Source organism: Rhodobacter sp. 4.3.4 (genome assembly GCF_058724655.1).
In genome coordinates, this window is the sequence record NZ_CM178967.1 from 456,566 (window position 1) to 471,884 (window position 15,319).

Here is a 15,319-nt window from a genome sequence, read left to right on the forward strand (position 1 = left end):
GCGGTTGTGGATAGCCCCTTAAACCGGACAAACCCGGCCAAAACCGGACAAGATAGGCCACGCCTCAGGATCGAAGCCCCAACCAGTTGCGCAACTCGTCCGCACTCGCAAACCATCGCCCGCCGATTTGACGCACCGGAAGGCCGGAACTTTCGTCAGTCAACCAGCGCCGCAGCGTCCTTTCGCTGACCTTCAGGAAGTCGGAAATCGCCTTCTGCCCGTAAATCCACCCATCGTTTTTCATTGCTGCCCCATCACGCTTTTTTTGTGCGGCACCGTGCCGCCAGTTCTGCCAACCACCGCCCGAAGCTCTCGGGCGCTTTCTCCACCGTCACGACAGCACCGGCTTGCTTCTAAGCCACTCTGCCCACGTCAACGCGATGCGATGCGCCACGAAGTCGGCTTCCCTCGGGGCCCTCACCAGCGGCATGAGCCACCCGCCCGGCATCGCGTGCCCGATCACCCCGAGACGAGGGAACCCCCGGGCTTGCAACCATGCGTTCCACTCTGCCTCTTGCTCGCTTCCGACAGGCACCAACACGGTGGCGTTCTTGGGCATCGGAAGACCACGGATTTGCGCCACCGGATGACGCCCGTCTTTTTGGTTCATATTTGGTTGATCCTTATAGGGGGGTCTGGGGGGGGGACAAAAACTGGCGGGTGTTCCTGCCAAAACTGGCGGGTGTTCAGCCGCCATTTCTGACGGGTGTTCGGCCGCCATTTCTGACGGGTGTTCAGCCGCCATTTCTGACGGGTGTTCACCGCCCCAGCGTTTCGGGTTCTTGGGTTCGTCGGGGAAGCGGAAGCGCAGGGCGGCGCGCATCCCGGGCGAGTTACCGCCAAGGCGCTCTATCCAACCTGCCGCCTCAAGATCGGCAAGCGCCCGCTCAATCGTGCGCACACTCGCGGCGCAGTCCTCGGCCAAGGCTTGCGCCCCGGGCCTGCACTCCCCGGTTTCTGCGTTTGAGAACCCTTGCGCCAGCGACTGCGCGACAAGGCGGGCCATCGGTGACAGGTCAGCGCACCGCCGAACCTGCCGCATCCAATCCCACCGCCCCTTCGCCCACCCGCCCGGCCGCTGTCCATTCAGGTGAACGATCTTAGCCACAGCGAACCGCCTTCCGGCGCGTATCATGTTCGCTATTCGGTCCTGTTTTGTCCTGATACGGATTTCCGGCCGCTTCGGTTGAACGGAAAACCGCCCCGCCTAAACTTGTGAATTGCAACGATCACGGCTTGCGCGCAGCCTGTTGAAAACGCATGCACAGGCCGATGATCAAACCTCTTTCCCTTGCCGCTTTGCTGGCGGTTTCCGTGGTGTTTCTGCCCCTTGCCGGGCGGGCCGATGACCCCGTTCCCCTGACCCGCGCGCTGGCGGCGGCGGCGAAAACCGACTGGGATCAGGCCGCGGCCGAGGCCCGGCTGGCCGGTCCGCTCGCCTTCGATCTGATCGAATGGCAACGGCTGCGCGCGGGCAAGGGCAGTTTTGCCGATTACGCCGATTTCGCCGCCCGGCGGGGCGATTGGCCGGGGATGGAGCTTTTGCGCAAAAAAGGCGAGGCGCAGCTGGCGGGGGCCAATCCGGTCGAGACCGTGGCCTATTTCGGGGGGCGCGCGCCGCAGACCGGCACCGGCGCGCTGGCGCTGATCGCGGCGCGGCAGGCGATGGGCCAGCCCGACAAGGCCGCCGCCGTGGCCGAGGCGGCCTGGCGCAGCCTGGACCTGACGCCCGAGGAGCAGGCGGCGTTTCTCGCCCGTCACGCCGATCTGGTCGCGCCCTTCCACGGCGGGCGGATGCAGGCGGCGTTGGATCAGGGCCGTCTGGCGCAGGCCCGGGCGATGCTGCCGCTGGTCACTCCGGGCACGCGGGCGGTGGCCGAGGCGCGGATCGCGCTGCAGGCGCGGGCGGCCGGGGTGGACAAGCTGCTGCAGGCGGTGCCGGAGCGGATGGCGGGATCGGCCGGGCTGGCGCGCGACCGGGCGGTCTGGCGTTGGCGCAACGACATGGAAGCGGGCGCGGCCGAGATTGTGCTGGCGTTTTCGAAAAGCCCGGAGAGCCTTGGCGATCCGAAGCTTTGGTCCGATTTGCGCGGCCAGCTGGCGCGGTTCTTCCTGCGGCAGGGCGATGCCCGGCTTGCCTACAAGATCGCGGCGCGGCATCGGCTGCCCCTTGATGACGCCGACCGGGGCGATCTGGAATGGCTGGCCGGGTTCGCGGCCTTGAAGCTGGGCGATGCGCCCACGGCGCTGGCGCATTTCAGGGCGCTTGATGCCGTGGTCAGCACGCCGATTTCGAAATCCCGCGCCGCCTATTGGCGGGGCCGGGCGCTGGAGGCGATCGGCCGGATCGCCGAGGCCGATCAGGCCTTTGTCGAAGGCGCGCAGTGGCAGACCGCCTATTACGGGCTGCTCTGCGCCGAGCGGATCGGTGCGCCGCTGGACCCGGCCTTTGCCGCCCCGCCCGCGCTGCCCGACTGGCGGGCGGCGCCCTTCGTGAGTGATCCGGTGTTTCAGGCGGCGCAGCTTTTGCAGGCGGCGGGCGCCCGCGATCTGGCCGAGCGCTTTCTTTTGCATCTGGAAGAACGCCTGCCGCCCGAGCAGATCGCGCCCCTGGCCCGGCTGGCCGAGGAATGGCACAATGCGCATCTGATGCTGCTGCTGGCGAAACGGGCGGCGAACGAGGGGCTGGTGCTGACGCGGGCCTATTATCCGCTGCCCGAGCTGAACCCCGCGGGGCTTGTCGTGCCCGAGGAGCTGGCGCTGTCGATCGCGCGGCGGGAAAGCGAATTTGATCCCGCCGTCATCAGCCCGGTCGGCGCGCGGGGGATGATGCAGCTGATGCCCGAGACCGCGAAGAGGATGGCGAAGAAGCTGGGCGAGCCTTACGAATTGCGGCGGCTGACCTCGGACCCGTCTTACAACGTGCGGCTTGGCTCGGAATATCTGGCGACGCTGCAGGAGGAATTCGGCACCTCGCCGGTGCTGGTGGCGGCGGGTTACAATGCCGGTCCCGGGCGGCCGCGGCGCTGGATCGCCGAGCGCGGCGATCCGCGCGCGCCTTCGGTTGATGTCGTCGACTGGGTGGAGATGATCCCCTTTGCCGAGACCCGGACCTATGTGATGCGGGTGGCGGAAAGCCTGCCGGTGTACCGTGCGCGGCTGGGCCGCCCGGATGCGGGGGCGGTCCGCTTTACCGACGAATTGCGCGGCAACTGGTGAGGCAGGGCGGGGGTTTCACACCCCCGCACCCCCGTGGCGTATTTCGCCCAAGGAAAAGATCAGGGCGTTTCGGCCTTGGCGTCAGGATGCCGTCAACCGACCAAGGGCGATGGTGCCGCAGACGGTCCGGGGGCTTTTATGCTTTCTCCCCGCGGCTCATGTGGCGTTTGCCGGCATGGCCGGGGGCGCGGGAGACGGTGAAGCCCGCCGCCGCCAGGCCGCGGCGCACGAAGCCCGCGGCGGTATAGGTGGCGAAGCTGCCGCCCGGCGCGGTGTGGCGGCCGACCTCGGCCATCAGATCCTCGCCCCACATCTCGGGGTTTTTCGCGGGCGAAAAACCGTCAAGGAACCAGGCATCGGCCTGTTCCGTCCAGCGCGGCAGGGTTTGCCGGACATCGCCCAGGATCAGCGTGACGGAAATGCTGCGCAGCGAAAACTGCGTTGCTCCATGCTGCATCGCAGCAATGAGCGGTTCGGCAACGGCTGCGATGTCGGGAAAGGCGGTATGGGCGCGGGCCATTTCGGCGGCCGACATCGGGAAGGCCTCGAAGCTGGTGAAGCGGATCGGCTGATCGGTTGCAAGCGCCAGCGCCAAAAGGTTCAATCCGGTGCCAAAGCCCAGTTCGGCGACGTGAAAGCCGGGGCAGAGGCGCGCGGGCAGGTCATTGCCCGCCAGAAAGACATGGCGGGTTTCGGCCAGCCCTCCGGCCAGACTGAAATAGGGGTCGTCGAAGCGGGTCGAAACGGGCGTCGATCCGTCGCGCCACGCAAGCGCGGCCGGGCTCTGGTCTGGGGAGGTCATCGGGGATAGTGCCTGTGGGGATATGACGCGCAGAGTGGCGAAAGGGGCAAGCGATGGCAAGAGCAGATCGGGTGACGGTACGCGGCGGCGGGGTTTTCGGCCTGGCCTGCGCCTATGAGCTGGCGCGGCGCGGCGCGAAGGTGCGGCTGATCGAGCGGGAACGGATCGGCGCGGGCTCCTCGGGCGGGACCGTGGGCATGCTTTCGCCGCATGTGCCCGATCAATGGAACCCGAAGAAGCAGTTTCAGTTCGACAGTCTGGTGATGTCGGAGGCGTTCTGGGCGGGGGTGAAGGCGGTCGGCGGCAAGGATCCGGGTTTCGCGCGGATCGGGCGGTTGCAGCCCTTGGCCGATCAGGCGGCGGTGACTTTGGCCGAGTTGCGGGCCAAGGATGCGGCGGCGAACTGGGGGGCGGACTATCTTTGGCGCATTGCGCCGGTGAACGAATTTGGCGCCTTTGCGCCGGTGACGCCGACGGGGCTTGTCATTCACGACACGCTCTCGGGCCGGGCCTCGCCGCGCGGCGCGGCGGCGGCTTTGGCCGCGGCGATCGAGGCTTTGGGCGGCGAGATCGTTTTCGGGGATGCGCCCGACGAGGGCATCGTGCTGCATGCGACCGGGCTTGCGGGGCTGGAAGAGCTGTCGGCGGTTTTCGGCAAGGAGGTCGGCAATGGCGTCAAGGGGCAGTCGGCGATCCTGAGGCTCGATCCCGGCCCGGTGCCGCAAATCTTCGCCGATGGTGTTCTGGTGGTGCCGCATGCGAATGGCACCGTCGGTGTCGGCTCGACCGCCGAGCGCAGCTACACCGACCCGACCGCGACCGACGCGCAGCTCGACGCGGTGCTGGAACGTGCCCGGGCGCTGGTGCCTGCGCTTGCCGATGCCGAGGTGATCGAGCGCTGGGCGAATGTGCGGCCGCGCTCGGTCTCGCGCTCGCCGATGCTCGGGGCCTGGCCGGGGCGCGAGGGGCATTTCATCGTCAATGGCGGCTTCAAGATCGGCTTCGGCATGGCGCCCAAGGTGGCGCAGGTGATGGCTGATCTGGTGCTTGAGGGCGTCGATGCGATCCCGGCGGGGTTCCGGGTCGAGGACAACCTCTGAGGCGTTTCGGACTGCGGAAGGAGGCGGGGGTTTTGCACCCCCAAGGGCCGCCACTGGCGGCCCGTTCGACAGGAAAGCCTTCCACTGGAAGGCTTTTCGATCCCGTCTCACCCCGCAGGATATTTATGGCAAGATAAAAGCAGGCCCTCAGGGGCGGCTTAGTAGCTGTATTCGCCGTAGATGCGGCTCAGATCGCCCTTCCAGGCGCCGTGATATTTTTCCAGAAGTTCATCGGCGGGAACGCGGCCGGTGTCGATGCTTTCTTCCAGCGCGTTGAGGAAATAGGTCTCGTCCGGGATCAGGCCCCCGGCGCCGGGGATCCTGCGCGCGGCCAGACCGGCTTTCGAGATCGCCACCACCTCGCGCGCCAGATCATGCATCTTCACGCCATTGCATTCGGCCTGAAGCGCGTGTTTCGCGGCGGCGACGCGCAGCCCGTCGCGGGTCTCGGCATCCCAAGACTTGACCAGATCCCAAGCGGCATCGAGCGCGCCTTGGTCATACATCAGACCCACCCAGAAGGCAGGCAGGGCGCAAAGACGCCGCCACGGGCCGCCATCGGCGCCGCGCATCTCGATGTATTTCTTCACCCGCGCTTCCGGGAAGACGGTGGTCAGATGGTCGGCCCAGTCAGACAGCGTCGGCTTCTCGCCGGGCAGGGCGGGCAGCTCGCCGCGCAGAAAATCGCGGAAGCTCTGCCCCAAAGCGTTGATGTAAGTCCCGTCGCGGTAGACGAAATACATCGGCACATCGAGAACGTAATCGACATAGCGTTCGTATCCCATGCCCTCTTCGAAGAAGAAGGGCAGCATGCCGGTCCGCGCCGGATCGAGGTTTTGCCAGATATTCGCGCGCCAGGATTTCATCCCGTTCGGCTTGCCATCGAGGAAGGGCGAATTGGCGAACAAGGCGGTGGCCACCGGCTGCAGCGCCAGCGCCACCCGCATCTTCTTCACCATGTCGGCTTCACTGGAAAAGTCGAGGTTCACCTGCACGGTGCAGGTCCGATACATCATGGTTTTCCCCATGGTGCCGACCTGATCCATATAGCTGTTCATCAGCCGATAGCGCCCCTTCGGCATCATCGGCATCTCTTCGGCCGTCCATTCCGGCGCCGCCCCAAGGCCGATGAACTTCGCCCCGATCCGGTCAGCGATCCGGTGCACCTCGGTCAGATGTTCGTTCACTTCCTCGCAGGTCTGGTGCAGGGTTTCCAAGGGCGCACCCGAAAGCTCCAGCTGCCCGCCCGGTTCCAGACTGACATTGGCGCCCTTGCGGGTCAGCCCGATGATGTTGCCGCCCTCCAGCACCGGCTCCCAGCCGAAGACCTGTTGCAGCCCCTCCAGCATCGCCCGGATCGAGCGCGGCCCGTCATAGGGCAGGGGCTTGAGCACATCCTTGCAATAGCCGAATTTCTCGTGCTCGGTGCCGATGCGCCAGTCGTTTTTCGGCTTCTCGCCCGAGGCCAGATAGTCGGCCAACTGGCTGAAATCTTCGATCGGGCCGCCGCCCTGCTGGGGAATGGACATCGGACCCTCTCTTTCCGTTGGGACACAACAGGTGGTTCTTCCACGCCGCCAAGTCAAGCCGCGTCAGCTTGGGCGGCGCCACAGGCTTTGTGCGGTGAGGCGCCGATCCAGCGCGGCGGCCATCGCGCCCATGTCGATGCCGGGCAGACCGGCGAAGGCGTCAAAGAGCTTTTCCGAGCCGACGGCGGCCACCGGCACCAGCAGCGCCTGCCCGTCGCGGCTTTTCAGCCGCCAGAACTGGCTGTCTTTCAGGATCAGCAGGCGGATTTCCACCAGATCCTCCAGCGCCATGGTTCCGCCCAGCATCCCTCCGCCGATGCCCCAGTAGCCGATCCGGCCTTCATCCAGATCGACCACGCCCGGATCGGAGACGGGCCGGGCAAAGCGGGCGCGGCGCAGGGCCAGCACCAGCCAGCCCGCGGCAAGGGCGGCAAGGCACAGCCCCAGTGCCGCCAGAAGCCAGCCGCCGCGCGTGCCGATCCAAAGCGAGGCGGCCAGCGCAAGAGCTGTGACATAAGCTTCGCGCTGCCGTATCAGATGCGCGCGCAGCTCGGGTCGGATCACCGCCAGTCCCCCAGGGCCGATTGCCAAAGCGTGATCGCCGCACAGGCGGCGGTATCGGCGCGCAGGATGCGCGGCCCAAGTGACACCGGCGTGACGAAGGGCAGGCTTCGCAGCTGCCGCCGCTCGGTCTCGGAAAAGCCGCCCTCGGGGCCGACCAGTATCGCCCAAGGACCGGGGGCAAGACCGGCGAGCGTCTGCGCTGGACCGACCAGCAATTCATCGCCCCAAAGGATGCGCCGCTCCGGGTTCCAGGATTTCAGAATTTTCTGCAAAGGCTGCAAGTCACTGACTTCAGGAACATAAGTTCCCAGACATTGCTCGGCCGCTTCCAGCGCATGCGCCTGCAGCCGGTCCTGCTTGATCCGCGCAGCATTTGTAAACTCGGTCTGCACCGGCAGGATTTTCGCGCAGCCCAGTTCCGCCGCCTTTTCGACGATGAAATCGGTGCGTTCCTTCTTGATCGGCGCGAACAGAAGCCAAAGATCGGGCGGGTTCAGCTGCGGCGCGGCCAGGCCCAGACAGGCCAGAACGCCGCCGCGTTTCGACCCCTCGACCACCTCGGCGGTCCATTCGCCGTCCTGCCCGTTGAAGAGCGCAACCCGGTCGCCGGGGCCGAGCCGCATCACCGCAAAGAGATAATTCGCCTGATCCGGGCTCAGGGGCACGGCTTGCCCCGGCCCGAGCGGGTGAGTAACACAGAGTCGTATCTTGGCGCGTTCCATGAGGCGAAACTTATGACCGGCAAAACCGAAATGCCAGAGGCTCAGGTGACGGGACAGGTGGCCGACGCCTATCGCGGCAACTGGGTGGACCATACCGCTCCCGCTTTCAGCCGTCCCTATCTGCGGCTCTCGCGTGCCGACCGGCCGATCGGAACCTGGCTTCTGCTGCTGCCCTGCTGGTGGTCGATCGCGCTTGCCGCCGCGACCGACGCGCTGCGCCCCTTTGATTTGTGGCTGGCGCTGGGCTGCGGCCTTGGCGCCTTTCTGATGCGCGGGGCGGGCTGCACCTGGAACGACATCACCGACCGCGATTTCGATGGCCAGGTGGCGCGGACCCGCTCGCGCCCGATCCCGTCCGGTCAGGTGAGCGTGAAACAGGCGGTGGCCTGGATGGTGGCGCAGACGGCCTTGGCCGCGGCTATCCTGTTCACCTTCAACTGGGCGGCGATCGGCATGGGGGTTCTGGCGCTTGTCCCGGTTGCGGTCTATCCCTTTGCCAAACGCTTCACCTGGTGGCCGCAGGCCTTCCTTGGCATCGCCTTCAACTGGGGGGCGCTCTTGGGCTGGGTGGCGCACAAGGGCAGCCTTGGGCTGGCGCCGGTTCTGCTTTACGCCGCCGGGATCATCTGGACGCTGTTTTATGACACGATCTATGCGCATCAGGACAAGGAAGACGATGCGCTGATCGGGGTGAAATCGACGGCGCGGCTGTTTGGGGCCAACACCCATCGCTGGCTCGCCCTGTTCCTGATCCTGACCGTGGTGCTGATGACCGCGGCGGTGCTGCTGGCGCTGGTGCCGCTGGGCAATCCGCTGGTGCTGGCGCTGGGTCTTTGCGCGCCCGGGGCGATGGGCTGGCACATGCTCTGGCAGATGCGTCGGCTGGATATCGACTCCCCGGACAATTGCCTGATGCTCTTTCGCAAGAGCCGCGACACCGGGCTTTGGGCTGCGCTGTTTCTTGCCGGTGCCGCAATCCTGTGATTGATCGCCAAGGGGGCGCCCCTTAAGACGGGGCGAACCCAAGGCGAGGAACGACATCCCCATGCGTGGCCGCATCACACTTCTGACGACGACGGCTTTCGTCGGCGCCCTTGTGCTTTCGGCCTTCATCGCGGGCGGCTCGGCTACGATCATCGAGCAGCGCTCGCGCAAGGCGGTGAAACTGGCGCTGGAAACCGCCAGCCATTCCTGGGTGCAGGTGGAAACCGACGGGTTGCAGGTGATCTTGCTGGGCACCGCGCCTTCCGAGGCGGCGCGGTTCCGCGCCGTCACCCTGGTCTCGACCGTGGTCGACAGTTCCCGCATCGTCGACAACACCGATGCCGAGGTGCAAAAGGCGATCGCGCCGCCGGATTTCTCGTTGCAGATGCTGCGCAATGACGAGGGGATCTCGCTGATCGGGCTTGTGCCCTTTGGCACCGACCGCAAGGCGCTGCTGGAGCGGCTGACGAAGATCGCGGGCGAGGGGGCAGTGACCGACATGCTCGAAAGCGCCGATTATCCGGTGCCGGGCGGCTGGAAATCGGCGCTGGATTTCGGCGTCGCGGCACTGACGGAACTGCCCCGTGCCAAGGTCTCGATCCTGCCCGGCAAGGTCGGCGTCGAGGCGATCACCGACAGCCCCGAACAGAAGGCCGAGGCCGAGAGGCTGCTGAACCGCCGTCGCCCGACCGAGATCCGGCTGGACGCGAAGATTTCCGCGCCGCGCCCGGTGATCACCCCCTTCACGCTGCGCTTCCTGATCGATGCCGAGGGCGCCCGGTTCGACGCCTGTTCCGCCGATACCGACCGCGCCGCGGCACGGATCATCGCGGCGGCGCGCAAGGCCGGGGCGACGGGAGATCTCGATTGCACCGTCGGCATGGGGGCGCCCTCGCCGCAATGGGCCGAGGCGGTGGCGATGGGCCTGGCCGCGCTGGGCCAGCTGGGCGGCGGCACGCTGACCTTTTCCGATGCCGATATCGCGCTGGTGGCGGCCGACACGACCGATCCCGCGATCTATGACCGGGTGGTGGGCGATCTCGAATCGAACCTGCCCGATGTGTTCTCGCTCAAGGCCGAGCTGGCGAAGAAGGCCGAGGCGAAGGCCGCCGCGCCCGAATTCTCGGCGCTTTTGCGCGAGGATGGGCAGGTGGAGCTGCGCGGTCGCGTCACCTCGGACCGCTCGCGCGCGGCGCTGGAAAGCTTTGCCCATGCGCAATTCGGCGCGACTTCGGTTTACGGCGCGACGCGGGTCGATACCGGCCTGCCCGAGGGCTGGCCGCTGCGCACGCTGACCGCGCTCGAGGCGCTGCGGCTGATGCATGCCGGCATGGTGACGGTGACGCCCGACCTGATCCGGCTTTCGGGCGTGACCGGCGACCGGCAGGCCTCGGACAAGGCGGCGCGGCTGTTTGCGCGCCGGCTGGGCGAGGCGGCGCCGATCGCGCTTTCGGTGAAATACGACCGCAGGCTGGATGCGTCGCTGGCGCTGCCCGATGGCAACGACTGCGTGGCGCGGCTGAACGGCGCTCTGGCGCGCGACAAGATCGGGTTCGAACCCAGTTCGGCGACGATCAAGCCCGAAGACGGGCCGAAGCTGGACGCGCTGGCCAAGGCGATGACGCAATGTCAGGATTTCCGCATGGAAGTGGCGGGGCATACCGACAGCCAGGGCAGCGACGAGGGCAACCGCAAGCTGTCGCAGGCCCGGGCCGAGGCGGTGATCTCGGCGCTTTCCGCGCGGCGGGTGCTGACGCGCAACCTGACCCCCAAGGGCTATGGCGAAAGCCAGCCCATCGCCGAGAATGACACCGACAAGGGCCGCGAGGCGAACCGGCGCATCGAATTCGTGCTGCTTGATGCCAAGCCGGTGGGCGGGGCCGGGCAGATCGATCTGCCGGTGACGGCGCCGGAACCGCCGAAGCCCGCGCCGATCGAGGCGGTGCCCGATCTGGTGCTGGATGAAAGCGCCATCGCAGGTGCCGCCCCGATGGAAGATGCGCATGGCGAGCCGATGCCGGTGCCCTCCGAGACCCTGCTGCCCGGTTCGGCGGACGCCGCTCTGGCAGGTCCTGCGGCGCCTGTCCCCGGCGCGGTCGCCTCGGAGGGAGCAGCGCCAGAGGTCCCGGCCCCCGAGACCACGGCCCCCGAGACCACCGGCCCCGAAACCGTGACGCCAGAGGGGGCCGAGGCGGCCGTCGTCATTCCGGTCAACCCCGCCGCGCAGTCGCCCGGCCGCCCGAAGCCGCGCCCGAAGAAACTGGGCGGGCGGAACAACTGAGGAGAGCCGCAGATGAACAGAACCGAATTCGTCTTCGCCACGGCGATCATCCTGTTGCTGGCTTTCTGCCTGGGCTGGTTCGCCTCCTGGCTGATCCACCGGCTGACCCGGGTCACCGCCGCCGATATGGGCGAGCTGGAACAGATGGCGCAGGCGCTGCACGAGGCCGAGGAACAGCGCGATCAGGCCGTTGCCTATGTCGAAAGCCGCGAGGCGGAACTGACGAACCAGATCAACCAGACCGAGGCAGAGCTGCGCGCCGCGATGGACGGTCTGCGCGACGCCCGTCACGAGGCCGAGGAACTGCGCGCCTATATCGAGCGGCTGCAGGCCGAGCGGTAACGGCGGATTTCGCCGCCGCCCGCTTGTCTGGGCGCGCCCCCGGGCCTACATCGGGGGCATGGACATCACCCGCTTCCTTCCCGCCCCGTTCCGCAACCGCGCACCGCGCGTGGCCGTCGTCCGGCTGCAGGGCGCCATCGGCTTCAGCCGTCCCGGCACGCCGGGCCTGTCGGATGCCGCGCTGGCCGAGACGCTGGAGCGCGCCTTCCGCAAGGGTAAGCCGGTGGCGGTGGCGCTGATCGTCAATTCCCCGGGCGGCTCGCCGGTGCAATCCTCGCTGATCGCGGCGCGGATCCGGGCCCTGGCGGCGGAAACCGGCCTGCCCGTGCATGCTTTCATCGAGGATGTGGCGGCCTCGGGCGGCTATTGGCTGGCCTGCGCCGCCGATGACATCTGGGCCGATGCGACCTCGATCGTCGGCTCGATCGGGGTGATCTCGTCGGGCTTCGGCTTTGCCGATCTGATCGGCCGCTACGGCGTCGAGCGGCGGGTGCATACGGCGGGCGGCTCGAAAAGTTTCCTTGATCCGTTCCGGCCGGAAAAGCCCGAGGATGTGGACCGGCTGACCCGGCTGCTGGAAGACATGCACCGCGCCTTCAAGGCCTGGGTCACCGACCGGCGGGGCGCGAAACTGGCTGCCGGGGCGGATCTGTTCACCGGCGAGATCTGGACCGGGGCGCAGGCGCTTGATACCGGGCTGATCGACGGGCTGGCGCATCCGGGGCCGAAACTGCGCGCGCTTTACGGCGACAAGGTGAAGCTGGTGCCCTATGGCCAACGCCGGTCTTGGCTGCGCCGCTTCGGGGCCGGGATTGCCGCCGAGGCTGCCGTTTCGGTGCTGGAGGCCGCCGAGGAACGGGCGCTTTGGGCGCGGGTCGGGCGCTGACATGCTGATCAAGGCCGCGATCCTGTTCGTGCTGGTGATGGTCGGGCTGGCCTTTTTCGGCCGCTTGCGCCTGCCGGGCCGCAAACCCTTGCCGCTGCTGCGCAAGACCTGCAAGCAGTGCGGCAGGCCCCGGATCGGGGCAGGGCCCTGTCCCTGCGGAAAGGACTGACGATGACCGTGGTGTGCCGCGATATTCCGCCCGCCCTTGCCGCGCCGCTGAACGAGGCGCTGGCGCTGTGCGATCCGGGGCTGGTATCGGCCGAGGCCCCGGTGCTGCTGCTTGGGACCGGGGACCCGGCGCAGGCTCTGGCGCGGATCGCCGATTTCGCCGCAAGCCGTCCCGAGGCCGGGCGGGCAGGCGCCGACCGGATCGCCAGCGGACAGGTGGTCTGGCTGCTGCCCGCGGGTCAGGCGGCGGTGCTGCAGGGCACGCTGGCGCGGGCCGCCCTGACCCATGCGCCGCAGTTGCGGGTGAATGCGCTCCATCTCGGTCCGCGCCGTCCGCCCACCGCGCCCTGGCAGGCGGCTTGGACCGCCGCGACGCAGCACCCGGGGCCGCTGCCCTTGCCGCAGGCTTTCGCGCAGGCGTTGAGCCTGCTTTTGCAGGGGCCTGCGCTGACCGGGCAGGTGATCCATGTCGCGGCTTGCCGGTAAGGCATCCCTGACCTTTTCAGGGCGGAAACGAGGGGGTGGCGCGTTACTCAGCGGCAAGTTGTCCACCTTTCGCGCAGGTGTAAACAAAGGGTTACAATTCTCTCAATCCTTTCAGAGACTTGCTTTTTATGAAAATAAATTTCTTGGAAAATCAATGCCTTGCAGGATTGCCTATTTTTTGATCAACCCTGTGAAAGGGGCTTGATTCAAGGGAAATCTGCAGATCCCCAAATCTTTCCCACGAACTTATCCACAGAAACGGTGGAAAGCTTTCCCCTTGAATTTGGCGAAGCATGGTTGCAACCCGGACAGAGAATCAGAGGGCCAGAATGACCGAGGGACTCGACCTTTCCGACGCCGCCGCGACGCAGCAGGGTCTGCGGTTGAAAGGCCATGCGCTGATCGCGGATTACGTCAGCCGTCTTGACGGATCTCCGGGCGTCTATCGCATGCTCAACGCGGCGCAGGAGGTGCTTTACGTCGGCAAGGCGCGCAACCTGAAGGCACGGGTGTCGAATTATGCGCGCACCACCGGCCATTCGGGCCGGATCGCGCGGATGATTTCCGAAACCACGCACATGATGTTCCTGACCACGCGCACCGAGACCGAGGCGCTGCTCTTGGAGCAAAACCTGATCAAGCAGCTCAAGCCGCGCTACAACGTGCTGTTGCGCGACGACAAGAGCTTTCCCTATATCCTGATCGCCGGGGATCACCCGTTTCCGATGATCCGCAAGCATCGCGGCGCGCGCAACGTCAAGGGCGCCTATTTCGGGCCTTTCGCCTCTGCCTCGGCGGTCAATCGCACGCTCAACCATCTGGAACGGGCGTTTCAGCTGCGCAACTGTTCGGATGCGATGTTTGCCTCGCGCACGCGGGCCTGCCTGCAATATCAGATCAAGCGCTGTTCCGGACCCTGCGTGGGCAAGATCAGCGAAGACGACTACCGCCGCACGGTGGCTGACGCGCAACGGTTCCTGGAGGGGAAATCCTCGAGCATCCAGCAGGAGCTGGCGGCCGAGATGCGCGCGGCGTCCGAGGCGATGGAATATGAACGCGCGGCGGCGCTGCGCGACCGGATCGGCGCCTTGACGACGGTGCAGCAAAGTCAGGGCATCAACCCGCGCTCGGTGGCCGAGGCCGATGTGGTCGCGGTGCATCTGGAAGGCGGGCAGGCCTGCGTGCAGGTGTTTTTCATCCGCGCGCATCAAAGCTGGGGCAACCACGATTTCTACCCGCGCACCGGCGCCGGTGCCGAAGAGGCCGAGGTGCTGGAGGCCTTTCTGGCGCAGTTCTACGATGCGAAAGAGCCGCCGAAGACCATCCTTCTGAGCCACGAGATCGAGGATGCCGATCTGATGGTCGATCTGCTCTCCACCCGTGCCGGGCGCAAGGTGGAGCTGGCGGTGCCGAAGCGTGGCGAAAAAGCCGAGCTTGTGGAAAACGCCCTGCGCAATGCGCGCGAAAGCCTGGGCCGCAAGATGTCGGAATCTGCGGCGCAGGCGAAACTGCTGGCGGGTGTGGCCGCGGCCTTCGGCCTGCCCAAGCCCCCGGACCGGATCGAGGTCTACGACAACTCGCATATTCAGGGCGCCCATGCGGTGGGGGGCATGATCGTCGCGGGGCCCGAGGGGCTGATGAAATCGTCTTACCGCAAGTTCAACATCAAGGGCGAGGATCTGACCCCGGGCGACGATTTCGGCATGATGAAGGAGGTTCTGACCCGGCGCTTCGAGCGGCTTCTGCGCGAGGACCCCGAGCGCAAGACCGACCTTTGGCCCGATCTTTTGCTGATCGACGGCGGCGCGGGGCAAGTCTCGGCCGTGCATGAGATCATGGTCGCGCTGGGCGTGGCCGACATCGCGATGGTCGGCGTGGCCAAGGGCATCGACCGCGATCTGGGCAAGGAGGAATTCCACCGCATCGGCCACAGGCCGATGGCGCTGCCGCGGCAGGATCCGGTGCTTTACTACATCCAGCGGCTGCGCGACGAGGCCCACCGCTGGGCGATCGGCGCGCATCGGGCAAAGCGGGCGAAAGCCACGATGGCCAATCCGCTGGATGAGATCCCCGGCATCGGGGCGACGCGCAAACGCGCGCTGCTGGCGCATTTCGGCTCGGCCAAGGCGGTGTCCCGTGCCGGGCAAAACGATCTGATGGAGGTTCCCGGCATTTCCGCCGCCATGGCCGAGACGATCTGGAACTTCTTCAATGATCGGGGTTGACGGAAGGGCGG

General features: G+C 66.8%; 16 protein-coding genes. 10 read left to right on the forward strand and 6 right to left on the reverse strand.

Annotated elements, in window-relative coordinates; all coding sequences use genetic code 11:
• Window positions 1-64: 64 nt before the first annotated feature.
• A complete protein-coding gene (locus AC4PTB_RS02280; protein WP_492191482.1) occupies window positions 65-244 on the reverse strand; it encodes a hypothetical protein in 180 nt (59 codons plus the stop codon).
• 87 nt (window positions 245-331) lie between these two features.
• Complete coding sequence (locus tag AC4PTB_RS02285) at window positions 332-1,006, reverse strand: helix-turn-helix domain-containing protein (RefSeq protein ID WP_492191483.1); 675 nt, start codon at window positions 1,004-1,006, stop codon at window positions 332-334.
• A 266-nt stretch (window positions 1,007-1,272) separates the two neighbouring features.
• Here AC4PTB_RS02285 and AC4PTB_RS02290 point away from each other — a divergent pair, with 266 nt between their 5' ends.
• Window positions 1,273-3,219 (forward strand): lytic transglycosylase domain-containing protein, encoded by a 1,947-nt coding sequence (locus AC4PTB_RS02290; protein ID WP_492191484.1) that lies wholly within the window; start codon window positions 1,273-1,275, stop codon window positions 3,217-3,219.
• A gap of 136 nt (window positions 3,220-3,355) precedes the next feature.
• On the opposite strand, the gene mnmC2 is transcribed toward AC4PTB_RS02290, so the two are convergent.
• The gene (mnmC2, locus tag AC4PTB_RS02295; RefSeq protein WP_492191485.1) at window positions 3,356-4,021 is read right to left on the reverse strand and encodes a tRNA (5-methylaminomethyl-2-thiouridine)(34)-methyltransferase MnmC2; all 666 of its coding nucleotides are present in this window, start codon (window positions 4,019-4,021) and stop codon (window positions 3,356-3,358) included.
• Between the two features lie 53 nt (window positions 4,022-4,074).
• Here mnmC2 and AC4PTB_RS02300 point away from each other — a divergent pair, with 53 nt between their 5' ends.
• Complete coding sequence (locus tag AC4PTB_RS02300; RefSeq protein ID WP_492191486.1) at window positions 4,075-5,121, forward strand: NAD(P)/FAD-dependent oxidoreductase; 1,047 nt, start codon at window positions 4,075-4,077, stop codon at window positions 5,119-5,121.
• Window positions 5,122-5,279: 158 nt separating this feature from the next.
• Here AC4PTB_RS02300 and AC4PTB_RS02305 read toward each other — a convergent pair whose 3' ends face one another.
• The 3 genes from AC4PTB_RS02305 to AC4PTB_RS02315 all read right to left on the reverse strand — a co-directional run bounded on the left by AC4PTB_RS02305 (window position 5,280) and on the right by AC4PTB_RS02315 (window position 7,936).
• Window positions 5,280-6,650, reverse strand: a complete 1,371-nt coding sequence (locus AC4PTB_RS02305; RefSeq protein WP_492191487.1) for a glutamate--cysteine ligase — start codon at window positions 6,648-6,650, stop codon at window positions 5,280-5,282.
• A 63-nt stretch (window positions 6,651-6,713) separates the two neighbouring features.
• Window positions 6,714-7,214, reverse strand: coding sequence for a hypothetical protein (locus tag AC4PTB_RS02310; RefSeq protein WP_492191488.1), 501 nt, complete (start codon window positions 7,212-7,214; stop codon window positions 6,714-6,716).
• Window positions 7,211-7,936: a 16S rRNA (uracil(1498)-N(3))-methyltransferase gene (locus tag AC4PTB_RS02315; RefSeq protein WP_492191489.1), complete on the reverse strand. Its 726-nt coding sequence runs from the start codon at window positions 7,934-7,936 to the stop codon at window positions 7,211-7,213. The genes AC4PTB_RS02310 and AC4PTB_RS02315 overlap by 4 nt, the downstream gene beginning before the upstream one ends.
• Before the next feature lie 12 nt (window positions 7,937-7,948).
• Here AC4PTB_RS02315 and ubiA point away from each other — a divergent pair, with 12 nt between their 5' ends.
• The 8 genes from ubiA to uvrC all read left to right on the forward strand — a co-directional run bounded on the left by ubiA (window position 7,949) and on the right by uvrC (window position 15,308).
• Window positions 7,949-8,920, forward strand: coding sequence for a 4-hydroxybenzoate octaprenyltransferase (gene ubiA, locus AC4PTB_RS02320; protein WP_492191490.1), 972 nt, complete (start codon window positions 7,949-7,951; stop codon window positions 8,918-8,920).
• Between the two features lie 61 nt (window positions 8,921-8,981).
• Window positions 8,982-11,201 carry an OmpA family protein gene (locus tag AC4PTB_RS02325; protein ID WP_492191491.1) on the forward strand — a complete coding sequence of 740 codons (2,220 nt, stop codon included), beginning with the start codon at window positions 8,982-8,984 and terminating at the stop codon, window positions 11,199-11,201.
• A 12-nt stretch (window positions 11,202-11,213) separates the two neighbouring features.
• Entirely contained in the window at window positions 11,214-11,543 is a 330-nt protein-coding gene (locus AC4PTB_RS02330) for a hypothetical protein (RefSeq protein ID WP_492191492.1), read from the forward strand.
• Window positions 11,544-11,601: 58 nt separating this feature from the next.
• Complete coding sequence (locus tag AC4PTB_RS02335; RefSeq protein WP_492191493.1) at window positions 11,602-12,429, forward strand: S49 family peptidase; 828 nt, start codon at window positions 11,602-11,604, stop codon at window positions 12,427-12,429.
• A 1-nt stretch (window position 12,430) separates the two neighbouring features.
• On the forward strand, window positions 12,431-12,598 hold the full coding sequence (locus tag AC4PTB_RS02340; RefSeq protein WP_492191494.1) for a hypothetical protein: 168 nt from the start codon (window positions 12,431-12,433) through the stop codon (window positions 12,596-12,598).
• A gap of 2 nt (window positions 12,599-12,600) precedes the next feature.
• Entirely contained in the window at window positions 12,601-13,083 is a 483-nt protein-coding gene (locus tag AC4PTB_RS02345; RefSeq protein ID WP_492191495.1) for a hypothetical protein, read from the forward strand.
• On the forward strand, window positions 13,064-13,288 hold the full coding sequence (locus tag AC4PTB_RS02350) for a hypothetical protein (protein ID WP_492191496.1): 225 nt from the start codon (window positions 13,064-13,066) through the stop codon (window positions 13,286-13,288). The genes AC4PTB_RS02345 and AC4PTB_RS02350 overlap by 20 nt, the downstream gene beginning before the upstream one ends.
• 124 nt (window positions 13,289-13,412) lie before the next feature.
• The gene (uvrC, locus tag AC4PTB_RS02355) at window positions 13,413-15,308 is read left to right on the forward strand and encodes an excinuclease ABC subunit UvrC (RefSeq protein ID WP_492191497.1); all 1,896 of its coding nucleotides are present in this window, start codon (window positions 13,413-13,415) and stop codon (window positions 15,306-15,308) included.
• Window positions 15,309-15,319: the final 11 nt, after the last annotated feature.